We start from the raw sequence: 19050 nt of genomic DNA on the forward strand, positions 1-19050 counted from the left end.
GGCGGCCGGCCTGTTGTCATCAGGGTGATCATGTTTTACGTCTGTGTGTAAACTACCTTTTCACGCTTCTCGCCGCGGTAACAGGTAATAGCGGCATCCTTCAGGCGGCAGCGCATCAGTTCTTTCTTCTGCAGGCCATAATCAATCGGGATCACCAGGTTGGGGTTGTCCGGTTCACTCGGAAAGATCAGGGTAACATTCTTCTGATACTCGACACTGAATTCACCGTCGCTGTTAAAATCCCTGATCTCCGTGGCGACCTTATAGGTGACAACACCATAGTTTTCCTCAGCTTCCCGGGCATCACTCTGACAGATAACCTTGCTACTGCTCATCTGGCAGACACTGGCATCCGATGGCAGCATGCTGGCGGGCTTACCGGCCAGTCGCCAATTACCCGTCCCCACCACAGCGCGCGTGTATCTTGCTTTCTTGCTTTCCTCTTTTACCGGCCTGGCCGGGGCGGGCTTTTGCGCGACCACCGGTTTGCGTTTCACCGGCGCAGCCCTGACGGGCGCGGGCGCGGGCGCGGGCGTCGCCTGCGCCTTGGCCCTGCCAATCGCTGCCTTCATATTCGCCACTTCCTGTTTGGCCGGGTGGTATCCATTATCCCTGGCGCGTGTGTACCATATCAGGGCGCTATTATTTTCACCCCGGGCCGCATACAATTTCCCTAGATAGAACATGGCCGGCGTATAACCTTTCTCTGCCGACTTTTTCAGCCATGCATGGGCCTTGTTGTAGTCCTTGCCGACGCCGTTTCCCCGCTGGTAAAGATAGCCCAGCTTGTATTCGGCACGCGAATAGCCCTGTTCCGCCGCCTTGCTGAACCATTTGAACGCCTCCTCGGCATTTCTTCCCGTACCCTGACCCTTCAGGTACATATTGCCGATATCATACTGCGCCCTTACATCACCCTGTTGCGCGAGGGCGAATTTCTTCTCAAATTGCTGGTTCCAGATGTAATCACTGGTATCGGCATGCGCCATCACGGCCAGCATCAGCATCCCCAGGGTAATTATTTTTTTCATAACACCTTCATCCCCACCATAGTTTCATTAAATACAACACTCCCCGGATGTCTTCACCACAACCCGCTTTACCCGAAAGAACAGCCAGCCAGTGTCTTTAAGATATAGTCAATAACGCGATGATTCTCAAGGTAAACAGGCCAGTAATTCATCCAGCATCGATTCGGCCTGGCCTGCGTAACCACCGCCGAAGAGGTTAAAGTGATTGAGAATATGGTAGAGCTGATAGAGCTTCTTGCGGCGCGCATAGCCCGGATCGAGCGGCCAGGCCCGCTCATAAGCGGCATAAAAAGCCGGCTGGAAGCCACCGAATAACTCGGTCATGGCGAGGTCGGATTCACGATCCCCGAAATAGACCGCCGGATCAAAGATGATCGGCGCAGAATCACTGTCAAAGGCATAATTTCCGGACCACAGGTCGCCATGCAGGATGGACACTGCCGGCGTGTAGGTCTCGAAGTAGAAATCCAGTCCAGCCAGCAGGTGCCGGCCCTTTTTGAGCAGCCCCGCGCCCACGCCCTTGCCGTGGGCCAGTTCGAGCTGGAAGCCGAGTCGTTGTTCACGCAGGAACGCCACCCAGTCCCGGCTTTGCGCATTCGGCTGTGGCGTGGTGCCTATCGTGTTATCGCGATGCCAGCCGAACTTATCGGCGCTGTATCGATGCAACTGCGCCAACTGCCGGCCGAAATCACTGGCGGACCCCGCATTGCCGGGAGCAAACGGGATATATTCCATGACGATAAAGCTCTCACCTGCCGCCTCGCCCACGCAGACTGCCTCCGGAATCCTGATGGCCCGGGCCTCGGCCAGGTCCGCCAGACCCTCCGCCTCGGCGCTGAACATCTCCAGCTTGTCGCTCGCATTGCGCTTGACGAAGAACTGCCGTCCGCACGTACCGGTGACAACCATCGCGGTATTGATGCTGCCACCACCCACGGGCGCTTGCCTTTCGAGCACAAATTCCTGCTGCGTGGCCTGGCTTATCCCGGCACAAATGGCATCAGTGACTGACATGAAAAACGGGCTCCAGGCGAGCTGGGTTAGCGCTTGCGCAGGCGATCGTGCAGGGGGCTCTGGCGCGGGAAATGGGCGAGCAGAAACTCCATTTGATCGGCCAGGACGCGTTTACTCTGCAAATAGACATACTCAGCATGTGTTGGGGTGAACGGCACGGCCAGTAATTCCATACCGGCCTGCTCTGGCGTGCGTCCGGCCTTATGGTTATTACAGCGCTTGCAGGCCGTTACCACATTGCTCCAGACATCCTCGCCCCCCAGGCTGGTGGGTGTAACGTGGTCGCGGGACAGTTCATGGCGCTGAAAGTGTTCACCACAGTACATGCACAGACGCGCATCACGTTTGAACAGTGCCGGGTTGTTCAGCGGGGGCGTGTAATGCGCCCGTGCCCGTTGCAGGGCGCGGCTGTTGCCGTAGGTGGCAATAATCGAACTCACCTCGATGTGACTGCGCAGGTTAGTCACGGCATTAATGCCGCCGTGCAGCCGGTACAACAGGCTGCCGCAACTGTAGGCCACCTGGCCAAGATGATAGAGGCGCACCGCATCCTGGTAGCCCACCCACTCAAGCGGCATCCCCGAGGCGTCTGTGCGTAGTACTTGTTGGCTCAAGCTGATCATGTCTTATCCTGTCTCCGTGACTCCAGATTCGATGACCTCGCCGTACAGCATTGATTTTGAACAAATCCGCCGGGGCGGGCAAGTAAAATGTCTGGCCGCCTTGCATGGCCGGGGAAACGCCGGCACCGGCGCAACCCGCGGCATTCCCCCGGATATTTGCGCTGATATGCTGACAACCTGCTGTTTATAAATGTGAAATTATTACTTGAAGAGTCCGCTGCAAGCTCTATGCTTTACAGGACTTTATTAATGGCGCGCTTATAACAAGAATGACTACGCAACCCCCTGCAACCGATAACCAGCCGCACCTGCTGGTGGTGGACGATTCGCGCCTGATGCGACGCGCCATTATCAAAATCCTCGGCAAGGAATACCGCCTTAGCGAGGCCGGTGACGGCGAGGAAGCCTGGCAGTACCTGCAGGAACATAACGACATCAAGATGATCTTTTCTGATCTCTCCATGCCGAACCTGGATGGCTTTGGCCTGCTTGAACGTATCCGTAACAGTGATGACCCGCAGCTCCAGAACCTGCCGGTGATCATCATTACCGGTGCGGAAGACGACGAGGAGACCAAGCAGCGAGCCCTGTCCCGGGGTGCCTCTGACTTCATCAGCAAGCCTTTTGAGTCTGTGCAGCTGCGCACGCGCGCGCAAACCCATTTGCGCCTCGACGACACCCATCGGCAACTCAGCAAGACCGTTACCCAGCTGGAAGAACAAGGCACCCGCGATGAAGTCACCGGGCTGGCCAACAAAAATTACTTTCTGCAGCGTGGCAACAAGGACCTTGCCTTTGCCAAACGCCACCGCGGTGAACTCGCCCTGCTGCTGATCCAGATTGATAACTTTAACAAGCTCTTTACCCGCTTCGGCAAGGAGGCGGCGCAACATACCTTGCTGCAGGTCTCCCGCATCATGCTGGACAATGTCCGTCAAGAGGATACCGTGGCCCGCATCGGGGTGGCCCAGCTGGCTTTTCTGACCCCCTCGACGAACTGTGTTGGTGCCCGTCAGCTTGGCGAGCGCATCCGCAAACAAATCGATGGCCTCAGTGTTGAATTTGGTGGTGTTGTCTTACCCGCAACGATCAGTACCGGTATCGCGGCTATCGACATCACTCGCGACACCAGCCTGGATAACCTGCTCAAGATTGCCCGGCGGTATCTCAACGAGGCCATTGATAGTGGTGGTAATCGCGTCGTACTGGATGAGGCCGATGTGACCGCCTCAACCGAAGCGGATGAGATAACGCGGAACGCCGCCGTAGAACCGCTGGCGGCAGCGCCTGACCTGGAGACGGCGATCCGGCTTTGCCATACGGATGAGGCCGCGCGCCTACAGCCCTACCTGGCATGCCTGCTGCGTAAACTCTACCCGCTCTTGCAGGTATGCAATCAGCAGTTGAAGCTGGGTATCGACGATGCGCTCGAGGCAATACGCCAGCGCCTCGACAAATAAAACGCCCCCCTAAACCCGACAGGCTCCTAGCCGCGGTTCAACTCGGCAATCTGCAGTGCCAGGCGCCCCTGGTTAATAAACTGGACAAAACCCTGTTTCTCAACCGGACTGATCAACCTGCGTGACAGGCCATTATCCGCATACACCAGGCCGACCGGCCGCTTGCCGGCGCGAATGGCGCCAATCATAAACCCCGGTGCCGCGACGTGCTTCTGGTAGGCTTCCGGGACCGTCGTCTTCCAGCTATTGTCACCGACATTCTGCACCAGCATTTCATTGCCTTCGCGCAGCACGCGAATAAACAGGTTACGTTGCTCGCGCACCGGCAGGTTGAAGTATTCTTTCAACACCTCCACGCCATCGCCGAAACTGATCCGGGCAATCAACTGTGAATGATCGGCGCTGAGCAAACACAGCACCACCCGGTCAAAGCCGACGCCGCGCTGAATGCCCTCTGCCAGCTTCGCAAAGACATGATGTACGCCCGTCTGTGAACTTATCAGGCCGGTGATCTCCTGCAGTATCTCCAGCTGCACCTGGGGATTACCTGCCGTGCCCGATTTCTCGGCCAGCGTCTCCGCCACCGCGGGGGCATTCTCGAGGTGGCTCTGTTCCGCGGCAGTTACCGCCACCTGTTCAGGGTCTTTTTCCTTGTCTTTTTTCTCGCCTTTTTTCTTGCCTTTCTCTGTGACCGTTTTGCTTACCGCTTCACGCTCCTCATCAAGGTTGATTCCCGCCTGGGTGCCGACATAGTAGGCAAACTGTCGTGTCGTCTTGTTGAGCAGGCTATCGTCCGTTTCCTCTACGGTGGGCATGAGCGTGGCCGGGTCAAGGCCGTAATCATTCGCCAGCTCGCAACAGGTATGGAATGTCTTGGTCAGTGACTTTTCAATCTCGGCACGCGGCACGCCGGCCAGCTCACCCATGTCATACAGCAGTTCGCCGAGGCTTTCACTGCCTGCATCAGCCCGTCCATAGACGAGATCAAGACTGGCCTGGGCCAGGGTCGCCATGGAACGATTGATCTCATTGCGGTTGCGCCGGGTAATTACCCCGTTCAGTTCCACCGGTTCCATGGTCTTGACCACCGTCTGCGGAAATTCCCAGTTCTTCGCCAGGCGCTGGCCGATGTCGGAAAACGAACCACCGAGGACGGCCTTCTGGATATCCACCCAGCTGTCCTCCCCCTTCTCGCGCAGTGCCTGCATGTCGAGATATTTCTCGGGCAGGGCATAGGCGACGATGATCTCACCAAGGCCATGCAGCAGACCACAGACATAGCTTTGCTCGATATCATCGACGCCGGCCTTGGCCGCTACCTCGCGCATCAGACCGCCGGTAAGAAAGGCATTCACCAGCAGGGCGTTCATATCGATACCGGGGTTTTCATTATGAAAGCTGTCGATGAGTTTCAGGGTCAGGCAGAGGTTACTCACGGTCTCGAAACCGAGTAACACCACGGCGCGTGAAATCGCCGAGATCTTGCCCAGGCCACGATTATAATAAGAAGAGTTGGCAAGGCGCAGCAGCTTGGCCGTCAGGTTGGCATCCTTCATCACCTCCACGGCCAGTCCCATGGCATCGCTGTCCTGGTCTTTACTGACACGATTCACGCGGTTGACCGTGGCGCTGAAGATCGGCAGATCGCCGAGCTGCTCCATACGCCTGTCGATCTCCCGGAAAGTCTTGTTGAGCATAAAAAATCCGTCTGGCAGGCGCCGAACACACTGCCATGAAAAAATGCGGTAGAACCTCACACTGTTAATAAGGTGTATCGACAGCCCGGCGTGATCCATGAGATCAAATCCCGCCAGCTGACGACAAATCATGCCACGATTTGTCGCCGGGCAGCCCGCCCCCTCCGCAAATAGACCTGCGTGGAACATGCCTATTATTTTAGTGCCTGGGCATTTTTATACACAGCGGCTTTTGCAATCAAGCAATTAGCGCCACAGGGCCTGTCATCATAACGTAATAACGCTATAAACACCGTGAAACACACTGATTTATATAAAGTTTTCTAATTGCTGGATTTCTGTACAATCTAACAGAATTGCACTTTTACCCGCAGAAAAATGCCTTCGCCGACAAACTGTCCACAAAGTTATCCACAGATTTTGTGCATAAGATTGATTCTCAATTATCCGTCAACAACTTACCGGCACATCTTGCTCCCCGGCCTTCATTAGGCGCGGTAAGCCGGCCGCTGAACCGTGTCCAGGCCTGGACATCATGCTAGAGTGCGCCTCATGCCAGTGCCGACTTTCTTGCGTATCGCCGTCCCCTCCCCCCTGCGCCGCAGTTTTGATTACCTGCCGCCCAAAGGCGTTGATATCGATACCCTTCAGGCCGGTCAGCGGGTCCGTATCCCCTTTGGCCGGCAGGTGCAGATCGGCGTCATCCTCGCTATCCGGCATGAAAGCGACATCGAGCCGAAACGGCTGCGACACGTGCTTGGCGTGCTTGATCAAACCCCGGTGCTGACAGAAGAGCTGCTTGCTCTCTTGCAGTGGGCCAGTGACTATTACCACCAGCCAATCGGCGAAATGCTCGCCAACGCCCTGCCGGTTCTGCTGCGCAAGGGGCAACCGGCACAGGCCAGGGCCGAGGTGCGCTGGCAATTGACCGCCAGCGGCAGCACGGCCAGCGCCACCGAGCTGCAGCGGGCACCCAAGCAAGCCGCCCTGTTTACCCAGCTACGCCATGCCCACCCTCTGCCCCTGTCGGCACCTGACTTTGCCGCGCAGCATACCCACTGGCGTCCGCCGTTACGCGCCCTGATCGAACGGGGCTGGGTAGAAAAGCGCCTCCTCTATGGTCTCAGCACCTCAAACGGCACAGTCGAAGACCCCCTGCCGGTAAACAGCGAACAGCAGGCCGCTATCGAGGCCATCACGGCCCGGGCCGGGGAGTTCGCCTGTTTCCTGCTCGATGGTGTCACCGGCAGCGGCAAGACCGAGGTCTATCTGGGCGTCATTGCCGAGATACTGCGCCAGGGCAAGCAGGCCCTGGTACTGGTGCCCGAGATCAGCCTGACCCCGCAAACGGTGGCCCGGTTCCAGCGCCGTTTTGCCTGCCCGATCGCGATTTTGCACTCCGGCTTGAGCGACCGCGAGCGCCTCGATGCCTGGCTCGCCGCCGCCGCCAACGAGGCCGGTATCGTCATTGGCACCCGCTCGGCGCTGTTCACGCCACTGGCGCAGCCGGGGGTGATCATCATTGATGAGGAGCACGATACCTCGTTCAAGCAACAGGACGGCGTGCGCTACCATGCCCGTGACGTAGCCATCCTCCGCGCCCGACGCCTCGGCATACCCATCGTTCTCGGCTCCGCCACGCCGGCACTGGAAAGCCTGCTCAATGTCGAGCAGGGTCGCTACCAGTCCCTGAAGCTCTCGGTGCGCGCAACCGGTGCCGCCCTGCCGCCGATACAGACCATCGACCTGCGCGGCCAGCCACTGCTGCACGGTCTTTCCAAAACCCTTACCGACACCCTGCGCGCGCACCTTGCCCGCGGTGAGCAGGCGCTGCTGTTTTTGAACCGCCGGGGCTATGCGCCAACCCTGTGTTGCCATGATTGTGGCTGGCTCGCCGACTGCCCGCGCTGTGATGCGCGCCTGACCTTCCATGCCGGTCACCAGCGCCTGCGCTGTCACCACTGCGGCACCGAGCAGGTGCTGATGCCGAGTTGCCCGGATTGTGGCAGCACCGCGCTACGCGCCCTCGGCCAGGGCACCGAGCGCATTGAAGAGGCGCTGGCCGAAATGTTTCCCGCCGTCGGCGTCATCCGCATCGACCGTGACAGCACCCGCCGCAAAGGCGCGATGCAGACCATGCTCGACAGCATCCACAGCGGCGAGAAACAACTCCTGGTCGGCACGCAAATGCTGGCCAAGGGTCACCACTTCCCGAGCGTCACCCTGGTGGGGATCCTCGACGCCGACCAGGGGCTGTTCGGCGCCGACTTTCGCGCCAGCGAACGCATGGCGCAACTGATTATCCAGGTCGCCGGGCGTGCCGGCCGTGCCGACAAGCCCGGACAGGTGCTGCTGCAGACCTATCACCCGGAACATCCCCTGCTGCGCAGCCTGCTCACCGAGGGTTATGCCGCGTTTGCCGCGCAGGCACTGCGCGAGCGCCGCGAGGCCGAGTTGCCGCCCTACACGGCGATGGCCATCCTGCGTGCCGAAGCAACAGATCGTGATAGACCGCTGGGCTTTCTCAGCAAGGCCTACGAACTCGCCAGTGGCCTGGCCGATGCCTCGGTCGAACTGCTCGGTCCCCTGCCGGCGCCGATGGAACGGCGCGCGGGGCGCTTCCGTGCGCAGTTACTCTTGCAGGCCCCGCAACGTGGCCCCCTGCAGCACTTGCTCACCGCCTGGTTACCGGCACTCGACGAACTGGCCGAGGGGCGCAAGGTACGCTGGTCCATCGACGTCGACCCTGCCGACACCCTCTAGGCAGCAAATATTCATTTGCCCCCGGGCAAGAGATTGCTTGCAAGCCCGCGGCAGGCAAGGATAATAGCCGCCTTACTTTGTACCCACCCACAGCTTCCGGTATTGTTCACTGCCATGAAACAGGTTATCCAGCATCTTATTCACACCGCGCTCGCCGGGCTTGCCGGCAATGACGCGCTAAAGTGTGATATCCCCGATCAGATCAACATCGACCGTGCCCGCGACAAGAGCCACGGTGACTTTGCGAGCAATATCGCCATGGTGCTGGCCAAACCGGCCGGCATGAATCCTCGCCAGCTGGCCGAGATGATCGTCACGGCCCTGCCGGCCGACCCGGCCGTGGCCAAAGTCGAGATCGCCGGCCCCGGCTTTATTAACTTTACCCTCGCCGAGGACGCCCTCAATGCGGTGGTGAAGACGGTCCTGGAACAGGCTGACGACTATGGCCGCGGTCGCCTCGGTGCCGGCCAGCGCATCCAGATCGAGTTTGTCTCCGCCAACCCGACTGGCCCGCTGCATGTCGGCCACGGTCGCGGCGCAGCCTATGGCGCCTCGCTGGCCAACCTGCTGCGCGCCGCCGGTTACGACGTCCACAACGAATACTATGTCAATGACGCCGGCCGGCAGATGAACATCCTCGCCGCCAGCGTCTGGCTGCGTTACCTCGAGCTTGGTGACGCGGCCTTCGAAGCCCGTTTCCCCGCCAACGGCTACCAGGGCGATTATGTCCGCGACATCAGCACCATCCTGCGGAGTGAATATGCTGATCGCTTTGAACACAGCGTCGAGCGCGTGTTTGCCGACCTGCCCGCCGATGAAGGTGAGCCGGATGGTGACAAGGAGCGACACATCGACGCGCTCATCGAGCGCGGCCGCGCGTTGCTTGGTGAAGAGGATTACATGCTTATCTTCGATGCCGGCCTCAAGCGCATCACGGCGGACATCCGCGACGACCTCGCCGAATTCGGCGTGCTCTATGACGACTGGTATTCCGAGCGCCAGTTGCACACCAGCGGCCGCATCGATGAGTGCATCGAGCGCTTACAGAAATCCGGCCATGTCTATGCCGACAACGGCGCGCTGTGGTTCCGCTCCACCGACTATGGCGACGAGAAGGATCGCGTCGTCGTTCGCGACAACGGCGTCAAGACCTATTTCGCCGCCGACATCGCCTACCACATGGAAAAGCTCGAACGCGGCTTTGATCGCGTAATTGATATCTGGGGCGCCGACCATCATGGTTATGTGCCGCGCGTGAAGGCCGCGCTGGCGGCGATCGGCGATGACCCGTCAAGGCTCGACGTCCTGCTCGTACAGTTCGCGGTTCTTTACCGTGGTGGCGAGAAGGTCCCCATGTCGACGCGCAGCGGCCAGTTCGTCACCCTGCGCGAGCTGCGCCACGAGGTCGGCAACGACGCCGCGCGCTTCTTCTATGTGCTGCGCAAGTGCGAGCAACACATGGACTTCGACCTCGACCTGGCCAAGTCACAAAGTAATGAGAATCCCGTCTACTATGTGCAGTACGCGCATGCGCGCATCTGCAGTGTCTATCGCCAGCTGGCAGAGAAGAACCTCACCTGGGACAGCGCCAACGGCCTGGCCAGGCTCGACAGGCTCAGCGAGTCACATGAAACCGATCTGATGACCGCGCTGACCCGTTACCCGGAACTGATTGAGGCGGCTGCGCGTAACCATGAGCCGCACCAGATCGCCTACTATGTGCGCGAGGTGGCCACAGCCTTTCATACCTATTACAACGCGCACCAGTTTATCGTCGACGATGCCGACCTGCGCGATGCCCGCCTTGCCCTGATCACCGCCACCCGGCAGGTCCTCAAGAACGGCCTGCAATTGCTTGGCGTTACTGCACCGGATACCATGTAGTTATGGCGGCAAGATCAATGGCAAAGAAGAAAAAATCAAACCGGTCGGCACCACTGCCCGGCTGGGTATGGCTGGCTACCGGCCTGATGATAGGCCTGTTTGTCGCCTTTCTTGTCTACCTCAAGGATAACTATCCCGGCATGACGCTAACAGCGGATCAGCAGGGCGCGGCCACTACCGATGCGCGTGCCGTGCGCAAGCCAGTCCAGGCGCCGCCGCCGGCAGCAAAGACCCGCTTCGATTTCTATACGATCCTGCCCGAAATGGAGATCGCTGTCCCGGAAGAGGAACTGCCCACCACCCCGGGGGCAAAGCCGAGCAAGCCGCTGATCGCGTCCGGTAGCTATATCCTGCAGGCCGGCTCCTTCAAGACACTCGAGCAGGCCGATCGCATGAAGGCCAGCCTTGCCCTGCTAGGTCTCGAGGCCAATATCGAATCCGTCACGATCAACAACAAGGAAAGCTGGCACCGCGTACGCATCGGTCCCTACCACAATCTTGATGACCTCAACCGTGCCCGCAGACGACTGCAGGAAAACAATATCGAAGCCCTGTTGCTCAAACTGAAAACCTAGGCGCGCCCTGCCAGAATCATGCCGCCCCTGTTTACTCGTCGCGTTTACTGAACAACTGCTGCTTCAGCCGGTAGAGGGCCGAGATATCTTCATCGGCATAACCCTGTTCAATCAGGCGTTCATAATGCAGGCAGGTCATCTCGAGTACGGGCAGGCGCATATCATGCCCGCTGACCGACTCGACCATCTTCCGGCACAGCTCCAGGTCTTTCTTGTGCAGGGCCAGGCGAAAGCCCGGCGCAAACTCACCGGCCGTCATGCTCTTGCCGCGCTTACTGAGAAACCAGTTGCCGGCAGCACCGCCGGCGATCACGTCAATCACCCTGTCCAGCGGTAACGACATCGCCTCGGCAAAGGCAAGTGACTCGGTCACCGCCTGGTTGATGCCCGCCGCCATGATCTGGTTGACGGCCTTGGTGGCCTGACCACTACCCGTCGGTCCCATCCAGATCGCCTGGTTACTGATAGCCATCAACAACGGCCGAACCTTTTCCAGCACCGCCTCCTCGCCACCGACCATCATGACCAGCTCCGCGTTGCGCGCGCCCTCGACACCGCCCGAGACCGGCGCATCCAGCAGCGCACAGTCCCGGCTCGCAAGCAGTGTACCCAGCTCTTGCACCCTGGTCATGGCCACGGTCGAGGTATCGATGATGATGGTGCCGCTGTGCAGGTGTGGCAGGAGGGTGTTGATGACTTCGCACAGGTCCTCATCGGCGGAGACACATGTGATTATGCACTCGCTCTGCGCGGCCAGGGCCGACAGCGACGCCGCCGGGGTTATCCCGGTGTCTTGCTGGAACTCTTGTGCCCGCTCCGGGCTGCGGTTCCACACCGTTTGCAGTAAGCCTGCACGGTGGAGATTCCGCGCCATCGGCGCGCCCATGGCACCCAAACCTATTATTGATGCTTTCATTACCCTGCCCGTGAACTGTTCATCCTATCGCTTGCACCATTTTGTGATTTTGGCGGCGAGCGATTTTTCATAGCTGGCGCGGTCCTTGAGGGAAAGGTACTCGCGTTCGCCGTCCTTGCCCTTCACGTAGATGCTGCCGGCGTATCGGTATTTGTCGTATTCCTTTTTGGCCCGCGCGCAGTTGCGCTTCGCCTCGGCTCTTTTTTGCTTCTGTTCTGCCCGGGCCTTTTTCTTTTCATTGCGCTCCGCCTCGCGGGCACGCAGGAAGCGTTGCTGTAACTCACGGCGACTGGCTGGTTGATCGGCCTGCCCGGAACCATACTGATCTTTTATATCGACTTCATCGGCATTCGTTGATGTCGGCTTGTCACCGTAATGCACACGCCCCTGGTCATCGACCCACTTGTAGACCCCGGCCTGCAGGCCCGGTGCCAGCAAGACGAGCGCCAGGCAGATAACGGGCTTAAGCAAGTGCACCATAGCAGGCTCCAATGCCGGCTGGCCGGCGGCTTTTATATGCGGGGCACATAACGCGACACAGGCTTGTTGGCCAGTGGCGCAAAGATCAGGCTGCGCGCCTTGTACCAGTAAGTACCGAAAAAGATGATAAAGAGGCCAAACAGCATAAAGATAAACAGGGTGATATTTTCAACCCTGATCATATGCCCTTCGGTCAACTGGATAACGGCGTAGATGGCGTAGGAAATACTCGAGACGAGCAAGGCGCGTCGGTCGACAAACAGTGCCAGCAGGAAAAAACCAATAAAGAAAACAATGGTCAGGATTTCCTTAAACGGTGTCTCGATACCACCCGGGCTCAGCAGGGTGACCATGACGCCATGCACAATCAGGGGCGCGGCCAGCAGATGCAGCCAGAAGGCGCAGTCACTCAGGCGTGTCTTGCGCGCCGCATCCTGCACATCAAACCACATCGCCACCGCGAAGAGCGCCAGGCCATAGCCGCTCAGCACGAGCGCCAGTTTAGAGATATCGATGCCCAGCCAGTAGGTAACGATACCGATTACCCCGGCCGCTATCGGCAACAGGCTGAACGGCATCCGGTGCCGCAGGTAAAAGGCAGCAGCCACCGCGGTCATCAGGCCGATACTGAACAGGCCATGTTTGCCGGTCTCGAAGCTGCCGAGCTTGCTGGTGAAATACAGCATGGCGAGAAGAATGGCGATGCCCGGCAAGGCCAGGCGTCGTGCCCGCACCAGCCACTCGGCGATCAACGCGAACGCGGCTACCGGGATCAGGTTGGCATAGCCCTGCAGGTCAAAGCGGCTCAGCGCCACGGCAACAAACACGACCCCGAGGGTAATGAAGATGTCGCCGAAGCTCCTGACAAACTTCAGCTGCTCCTCACCGGTCTCGCTATCCACCTCTTCACTGGCATCTTCGTGCAAGAAGGCATGCAACGGGGCAACCTGCTCGTTGCTGATAATGCCGTGGTCTGCCGCTTCCTGTAACTTGTTTTTTTCTATCATCACGTCTTCTTTTGGTTTCGTCGGATTGTGTTTACTTTAGCATAGCGGTCAAGCCGGTTCCGGCAACCTATTTCAGGCGATCCAGGCGCAGTCTTGTCCGGCCGTCAAACAGGCGCCGCCCGGCCATCAGCACCGCAGCCACCGTGCCAAAGCCGGTACCGGCGGCGATCAGGAACATGATCAGGATCTGGTACTTCACGGCCTCCATCGGCGGCGTGCCGGACAGTATCTGGCCGGTCATCATGCCCGGCAGGCTGACGATACCGGCCGCCGCCATGGAATTAATGATGGGGATCATGCCCAGGCGCATGGCATTGCGGCGAATATTGCTGATGGCGACACTGGCGCTGTGGCCGAGCATCAGCCGCGCCTCGATTTGCCGGCGTTGCTCGCGGGCAGTCTGTGTCAGGTGTTCGAGTCCCAGCGCGATGCCCGTCATGGTGTTGCCCAGCAGCATGCCCAGCAGGGGGATGGAATACTGTGGTGTATACCAGGGATCGGTATTGATGATGACGGTCAGCGCCAGCAGCGTGACGACAAAGGTCGATACAAACATGGACAGGGTGCCCATGCCAAAACCCCACCAGCCGACAAAGCGGTGCGTTTGCCGCGCCATGACCTCGCGCCCCGCCAGCAACAGCATGATGCTGACAACCAGGGTCATGTAGACAAGGTCGACATTCTCAAACAGCGCCTTCAGGACCACGCCGATCAGCATCAGCTGGACGACCGTGCGCAGACTGGCAACCAGCAACTGCTGCGTGATGCCAAGCTGCAGCCACAGGCTCAGGCCCGCCAGCAGCAAGACCAGCACAGCGGCCAGCGACAGATCAAAGGCGGAGAGTGTAATGATATTCATGGCTGCATTTCCTCAGGCCCGCTATCCCTGGCCAGGCCTTGCGGGGTTAACAGGTAATGCCGGCCGGCGACACGTTTGATCTGCGCCATGTCATGGCTGACCCATATCGCCGCGGCACCGTGCTGTTCCTGGTAGCGGGCGATCAGGGCCTCGACCTTGTTGACGCTCTCCGGGTCGAGGTTGGCGGTTGGTTCATCGAGCAGGAGTACCTCGGGCTGCATGCTCAACAGGCGCAGCAGCGCGAGGCGCTGTTTTTCGCCACTGGACAGCCGCTCCACCGTCCAGCCCATGCAGTCTTCATTAAAGCCCAGCGCCTGCAACATCCCGTTATCCATCGCGGTGAAATGCTCGCCCACCCGTTCTGCCCACCAGCCACTCTCCGCTGCCAGCAGCGCCACCCGGGCGCGCCACTCCGTAGCCGGCATCGTCTGCTGTTCCTGTCCATCCAGCCAGATCTGTCCCGTATGTGGGTCAAGATCCGCGACGCTGCGCAGGAACAATGACTTGCCCACCCCCGAGGGGCCCGACAGGCCAACGCATTCACCGGCCCCCACTTCCAGGCTCATCGCCGGCACCTGCGCCGTGGAGACATCTTCTATACGTAAATGCGTCATTCTTATTGGTTGCAACCCGGATCAGTAATTCAAGGCCAGCATTATGGCAGAACCCTGCAGCCCCAAGAAGGTGTCGCTGCTAGCAAGCTGGCGCGGGGTGGTTATGATGAAGCTTGATGGGGCTCTGTAAGCCTGAACCTCTCGCTCTTTCGAGAGCCGCCATGATCAACATTTCAAGTATTCTGCCCCTTGATTAGATAACCGCGGGTAGTTCAATAACCTTAACGTTGCGCCATAACGCTGGTGTTAAAACGCTTATCCGGCTCAACCTGGCTAACACTATCATCTAATTGGTCAAGCACTGGTGTAAGCTCATCGAGTCTGGCGAACGGGGTTGGGTGCGTCTTGAACATAAGTGAGACACTATCATCGTCAGGGTTAACGCTGTCGAGGGTTTGCAACACGCTGGCAAGGCCGTAGGGGTCATAACCGGCACGCGCGGCAATCACCACGCCCATGCGGTCTGCTTCATATTCATCTTCTTTGTCCAGGCCGCGCAGGTACATGTCCTTGAGGCCGTTGACCAGTTCAGTCGCCATGAAATTATCTTGAGCGCCGCTGGTCTGACTGGCGAGTTTAACGATACCGGACACACCGCTGCTGCTGAAGCTGGTGATGGCTTTGACATGATGTTTTTGCAGCACATGGGCCGCCTCATGGGCCAGCACACCTGCAAGCTCAGATTCACTGGACATGGTTTGCAGTAACCCCCTGGTGATAAACACATAGCCGCCGGGTGAGGCGAAGGCGTTCAGGTGCGGTGTATCAAGAACACAAAAGCGCCATGGCAAATCCGGTCGTTCGCTCTGCGAGACCACCCAACGTCCAACCTTGTTGATGTAACGCTGCAGTGCCGGATCATCAACAGGTTTGGCTGCACCGAGTAGAACAGCCGCGGCATTGCGGCCAATTTCAATCTCTTCTTCTTCGCTAATGCCCGTTACGGTACGGCCAATATCGCCGATACCACTGACGACTTGTCCAATGTCGATCCCATTGCCTGAATCACTGCCGCCACCAAGCAGGCTGCCAAAACCACCAATATCCAATGCCGCGGTCATACCCGGCAGCGCACTAAGTAACACAGCGAGCATGAGTCTTGCACGAATCGATGTTTTCATGGCTATTCGTCCTCACTCCGGTTGTCGTCATTATCTTTACTTCGCCCGGCAGTAATGTACTCCACATGTTTATTCTGTAAGCCGACTTCATCAGCCGCCGCCTGCCCGGTATCTGCATCCACGGCATAGTGTTCCAGCTGCTCTAATGCCGCTGGATCAGGTTCGGCATTTTTCAGTTCTTCTTCGTCGATACCTCTTACGGCTGTGGCAGCGGTAACCTTATTGCTTTTCTCATGACCAGTGGCGAGTCCACCTATCAGCTCGTCGATGCCTTTCCCCTCAGGATCCGGTTTCTGCCGTTTGCCGTTTTTCTCGTGTTTCACAGTGAGCAGGCGCACCCAGCCGGTTTTTTCACCCTGGCTGATTTCATACCAGCCGCCCTGGCGACGGTGAATACGCACCTTGCTTTGTGCCGCCAGTGTAGCGATTGAATCTGCCGTCTTGCCGGGGGCATTGCGAAGCTCGCTGTCACGAGTAAGGATGCCGGTTCTGTCAGCGGCAGCCAGGCTGGTACTGAGAAGCAGCATGATAAGCGCAGTGTGAAGTAGATTTATATTCACGGCCGTATCCTTTTAAATCATATTGTGGTTATTGTGTATGATTAATGGCGTGGTTCAAAAATCCGGACCTGCTCATCACGGCCTTTAACGGAAACACTGCCGTGATCGATAAATTCGAGTGTATCACCACATTGTGATTTTGTCGCCGCAGAGACCAGGATACGCGCCACATCCTTGGTTTGTCCTTCCAGGCGGCTGGCGGTATTTACCGTGTCGCCGATACAGGTGTAATCAAGTTTATTCTCGGAGCCGATCATGCCCACCACCGCTTCGCCACTGTGTATGCCGATGCCGATATCAAAGCTCTCACCTATTTCGCCACCGATTTCCCGCCTGAAGGCCTGTAACACCTCGATCATTTCCAGTGCCGCTTCCACCGCGTGTTGCGCATGCCCGGGGTCACTGATGGGCGCACCCCAGAAGGCCATGATGGCATCACCGATAAACTTGTCCACGGTGCCGCCATGTTTAAATATAACCGCCGTCTGGTAGCCAAAATACTTATTCAGTAAGGCGACAATCTCCTCGGGTTCACGGTGCTGGGACATCGTCGTGAAACCGCGAATATCAGAAAACAAAACCGTGACCTGGGTACGTTGTGCATTAAAGTATTTCGTCAGGCCAGCATCGCCCATACTGACCAGGTCATTGACCACCCGTGGGTCAACGAAGCGGCCAAACATCTGGATAGAACGCTCCCGGGTGCGGCGTTCACTCAGGTAGCTATATAAGGCGGCCAGGGTATAGAACAACCAGCCAAAGACAAGCGGGCGCAGCACCGGCACAATGACCAATACATTTACCGCCAGGTAACTCGCCAGCAGGGTAAGCCCCGTCAGGCCCACATAGCCAAAGAAGATTCTTGAATGGTTGTTCGTATAACGAAATGTGAATAACAGGGACATAATGACAAGTACTGTCAACAACGGTGCAAATGCCTTGTGCGGCTCTTGCATATAGCGCTGATTTTTCAGGTTATCCATGGCGGTCGCTACAAATTCAACACCGGGTTGCAGGCTGCTGATGGGGGACGCCCGCAAGTCGCCGAGTGAGGTAGCCGTTGCACCAATCACCACGATCTTGTCACGCAGTTCGTGCGCGTCACGTGCCTGGGGCCGGCCGTTTTTATCTTCCTTGTCGGTATCGATGCTTTTGAATAAATCGTAAAAGGCGATACGGTGGTGGGCGAACACACCACCACGCCAGTGCAGGCGAATACTCTCCCCCTGCGGTAAGGGATAGTCTAAATCCCGTGCTACCCGGGCGGGCAACGAAGGGATCTGCCAGCCGTAGGCCTCCTGATAGAGATCGTAGCGCCGACCAACGCCATCGCTGTCAGCATTGAAATTAACGATACCAATACGGCTGACATCACTATCAAGCTGCCTGAGCAGGGCATCGATGATATGAATGGGCAATGCCAGTGCGATGTTGGCATTGGCTGACGCCGCCGTGGTGGGTACAAAACCGAGCGCCGCTCCTGCCTTCTCCAGGTCGATGTTGCTTTTATCGTCTCCTGAAACAGGTAGCCGCGCGATAGCAAAATAGAGGTTATCTGTAGCACTGGCTACTTCGGCAAAATACGCATCGCTGCCTGCATTGACACTGTTGTCTAAATCAGTGAATAAAACATCATACAAAACAGCTTTCGGTTGTTGTTGCCGTATGGCTTCCAGTAACTCGGCATGTATGGCACGCGGCCAGGGGTATCGTCCGGCATCGATATCCGGATCATTGGCCATTCTGTCGAGGCTGTAATTATCAATATCGACAATGATGATATCCGGGTCAGGCTGCAGCGGTTCGGCGTTGACCCGCACAAAACTGTCACTGAGTTCATTCTCTGTCCCCACGAGAATATTCAACAGGCCATACTCGACGGTCGCGAGCAGCAACACGCCTAGTGCAAGATAGGTCAATGGCAGGTAGTTGTTGCGCAAAACAGCCTCCTTGGTGTCGTTTTTTTATTCTTTCTATACAGGACTGGTGGGCTTGAAGCAAACAAACAAATCAAGGGATTCACCCTTGCCTTGATCGCATCAACTCCACCTCCTCATTAGACTTACACCCACAGGACATTTAGTTGGCATCCTTTCCAGCCATCATTTCTTTAAGCTTCTCTAAGTTTTTGTTGTGCTTATGCGTTACACTATCGCCGATTAAAATAGCCAATATCCAGCAAATAATCGGACCTATTATTGCCTAAGCAGAAGCGATGGCCATTACGATTAAAATAACTCCGCCGACTACTGAGGAATACAGAAGGCCTAATGGTCCGAGAAAGAAAGTCAAAAAGAAGGATGCCGTTCGGGAGTTTTCATTCAGATTCATGCCTACTCCTTATTGTCTATTATCCGGTTCTACATCAACTCGCAATTACTGATGGAATTCGTAACTGCGACTCTCGATCTTCAAGACCGCCAGCGCAGATGGTCGCGTGGAAGCA

At 57.7% G+C, this 19050-nt stretch carries 16 protein-coding genes; 4 read left to right on the plus strand and 12 right to left on the minus strand.

Annotated features, from left to right (window positions below; all coding sequences use genetic code 11):
* Nucleotides 1-35 precede the first annotated feature (35 nt).
* The 3 genes from RQ738_RS01125 to RQ738_RS01135 all read right to left on the minus strand — a co-directional run bounded on the left by RQ738_RS01125 (nt 36) and on the right by RQ738_RS01135 (nt 2668).
* A complete protein-coding gene (locus tag RQ738_RS01125) occupies nt 36-1031 on the minus strand; it encodes a tetratricopeptide repeat protein (protein ID WP_314161537.1) in 996 nt (331 codons plus the stop codon).
* A gap of 126 nt (nt 1032-1157) precedes the next feature.
* Nucleotides 1158-2045, minus strand: coding sequence for a fructosamine kinase family protein (locus RQ738_RS01130; RefSeq protein ID WP_314161538.1), 888 nt, complete (start codon nt 2043-2045; stop codon nt 1158-1160).
* Between the two features lie 26 nt (nt 2046-2071).
* Nucleotides 2072-2668 (minus strand): HNH endonuclease, encoded by a 597-nt coding sequence (locus RQ738_RS01135; protein WP_314161539.1) that lies wholly within the window; start codon nt 2666-2668, stop codon nt 2072-2074.
* 269 nt (nt 2669-2937) lie between these two features.
* Between RQ738_RS01135 and RQ738_RS01140 the strand changes: the two genes are divergently transcribed.
* Entirely contained in the window at nt 2938-4128 is a 1191-nt protein-coding gene (locus RQ738_RS01140) for a response regulator (RefSeq protein ID WP_314161540.1), read from the plus strand.
* Between the two features lie 26 nt (nt 4129-4154).
* On the opposite strand, the gene RQ738_RS01145 is transcribed toward RQ738_RS01140, so the two are convergent.
* Nucleotides 4155-5825, minus strand: a complete 1671-nt coding sequence (locus tag RQ738_RS01145; RefSeq protein WP_314161541.1) for an HDOD domain-containing protein — start codon at nt 5823-5825, stop codon at nt 4155-4157.
* 552 nt (nt 5826-6377) lie between these two features.
* On the opposite strand from RQ738_RS01145, the gene RQ738_RS01150 reads away from it, so the two are divergent.
* The 3 genes from RQ738_RS01150 to RQ738_RS01160 all read left to right on the plus strand — a co-directional run bounded on the left by RQ738_RS01150 (nt 6378) and on the right by RQ738_RS01160 (nt 11047).
* Complete coding sequence (locus RQ738_RS01150) at nt 6378-8588, plus strand: primosomal protein N' (protein ID WP_314161542.1); 2211 nt, start codon at nt 6378-6380, stop codon at nt 8586-8588.
* A gap of 114 nt (nt 8589-8702) precedes the next feature.
* Complete coding sequence (gene argS / locus RQ738_RS01155) at nt 8703-10472, plus strand: arginine--tRNA ligase (protein ID WP_314161543.1); 1770 nt, start codon at nt 8703-8705, stop codon at nt 10470-10472.
* A 17-nt stretch (nt 10473-10489) separates the two neighbouring features.
* Nucleotides 10490-11047 carry an SPOR domain-containing protein gene (locus tag RQ738_RS01160; protein ID WP_314161544.1) on the plus strand — a complete coding sequence of 186 codons (558 nt, stop codon included), beginning with the start codon at nt 10490-10492 and terminating at the stop codon, nt 11045-11047.
* Between the two features lie 31 nt (nt 11048-11078).
* Here RQ738_RS01160 and RQ738_RS01165 read toward each other — a convergent pair whose 3' ends face one another.
* From RQ738_RS01165 to RQ738_RS01200, 8 genes are all read right to left on the minus strand, one after another.
* Nucleotides 11079-11963 (minus strand): NAD(P)-dependent oxidoreductase, encoded by an 885-nt coding sequence (locus RQ738_RS01165; RefSeq protein ID WP_314161545.1) that lies wholly within the window; start codon nt 11961-11963, stop codon nt 11079-11081.
* Nucleotides 11964-11987: 24 nt separating this feature from the next.
* The gene (locus RQ738_RS01170; protein WP_314161546.1) at nt 11988-12443 is read right to left on the minus strand and encodes a DUF4124 domain-containing protein; all 456 of its coding nucleotides are present in this window, start codon (nt 12441-12443) and stop codon (nt 11988-11990) included.
* A gap of 32 nt (nt 12444-12475) precedes the next feature.
* The gene (locus RQ738_RS01175; RefSeq protein ID WP_314161547.1) at nt 12476-13450 is read right to left on the minus strand and encodes a hypothetical protein; all 975 of its coding nucleotides are present in this window, start codon (nt 13448-13450) and stop codon (nt 12476-12478) included.
* Between the two features lie 67 nt (nt 13451-13517).
* Nucleotides 13518-14309, minus strand: coding sequence for an ABC transporter permease (locus RQ738_RS01180; RefSeq protein WP_314161548.1), 792 nt, complete (start codon nt 14307-14309; stop codon nt 13518-13520).
* Complete coding sequence (locus RQ738_RS01185; protein ID WP_314161549.1) at nt 14306-14923, minus strand: ATP-binding cassette domain-containing protein; 618 nt, start codon at nt 14921-14923, stop codon at nt 14306-14308. The genes RQ738_RS01180 and RQ738_RS01185 overlap by 4 nt, the downstream gene beginning before the upstream one ends.
* Before the next feature lie 221 nt (nt 14924-15144).
* Nucleotides 15145-16044: a M48 family metalloprotease gene (locus RQ738_RS01190; protein WP_314161550.1), complete on the minus strand. Its 900-nt coding sequence runs from the start codon at nt 16042-16044 to the stop codon at nt 15145-15147.
* Between the two features lie 2 nt (nt 16045-16046).
* Nucleotides 16047-16604: an SH3 domain-containing protein gene (locus RQ738_RS01195; protein ID WP_314161551.1), complete on the minus strand. Its 558-nt coding sequence runs from the start codon at nt 16602-16604 to the stop codon at nt 16047-16049.
* Between the two features lie 41 nt (nt 16605-16645).
* Nucleotides 16646-18544 carry an adenylate/guanylate cyclase domain-containing protein gene (locus RQ738_RS01200; RefSeq protein WP_314161552.1) on the minus strand — a complete coding sequence of 633 codons (1899 nt, stop codon included), beginning with the start codon at nt 18542-18544 and terminating at the stop codon, nt 16646-16648.
* Nucleotides 18545-19050: the final 506 nt, after the last annotated feature.

Origin of the sequence: Sulfuriflexus sp. (assembly GCF_032250955.1) — a bacterium.
GTDB lineage: Bacteria > Pseudomonadota > Gammaproteobacteria > AKS1 > AKS1 > Sulfuriflexus.

Coding starts and splice junctions, on each gene's coding strand:
- RQ738_RS01175 (WP_314161547.1), bottom strand. CDS start 13,450: ATGATAGAAAAAAACAAGTTACAGGAAGCGGCAGACCACGGCATTATC.
- RQ738_RS01160 (WP_314161544.1), top strand. CDS start 10,490: ATGGCAAAGAAGAAAAAATCAAACCGGTCGGCACCACTGCCCGGCTGG.
- RQ738_RS01130 (WP_314161538.1), bottom strand. CDS start 2,045: ATGTCAGTCACTGATGCCATTTGTGCCGGGATAAGCCAGGCCACGCAG.
- RQ738_RS01190 (WP_314161550.1), bottom strand. CDS start 16,044: ATGAAAACATCGATTCGTGCAAGACTCATGCTCGCTGTGTTACTTAGT.
- RQ738_RS01185 (WP_314161549.1), bottom strand. CDS start 14,923: ATGACGCATTTACGTATAGAAGATGTCTCCACGGCGCAGGTGCCGGCG.
- RQ738_RS01165 (WP_314161545.1), bottom strand. CDS start 11,963: ATGAAAGCATCAATAATAGGTTTGGGTGCCATGGGCGCGCCGATGGCG.
- RQ738_RS01140 (WP_314161540.1), top strand. CDS start 2,938: ATGACTACGCAACCCCCTGCAACCGATAACCAGCCGCACCTGCTGGTG.
- RQ738_RS01145 (WP_314161541.1), bottom strand. CDS start 5,825: ATGCTCAACAAGACTTTCCGGGAGATCGACAGGCGTATGGAGCAGCTC.
- argS (WP_314161543.1), top strand. CDS start 8,703: ATGAAACAGGTTATCCAGCATCTTATTCACACCGCGCTCGCCGGGCTT.
- RQ738_RS01150 (WP_314161542.1), top strand. CDS start 6,378: ATGCCAGTGCCGACTTTCTTGCGTATCGCCGTCCCCTCCCCCCTGCGC.
- RQ738_RS01170 (WP_314161546.1), bottom strand. CDS start 12,443: ATGGTGCACTTGCTTAAGCCCGTTATCTGCCTGGCGCTCGTCTTGCTG.
- RQ738_RS01125 (WP_314161537.1), bottom strand. CDS start 1,031: ATGAAAAAAATAATTACCCTGGGGATGCTGATGCTGGCCGTGATGGCG.
- RQ738_RS01180 (WP_314161548.1), bottom strand. CDS start 14,309: ATGAATATCATTACACTCTCCGCCTTTGATCTGTCGCTGGCCGCTGTG.
- RQ738_RS01135 (WP_314161539.1), bottom strand. CDS start 2,668: ATGATCAGCTTGAGCCAACAAGTACTACGCACAGACGCCTCGGGGATG.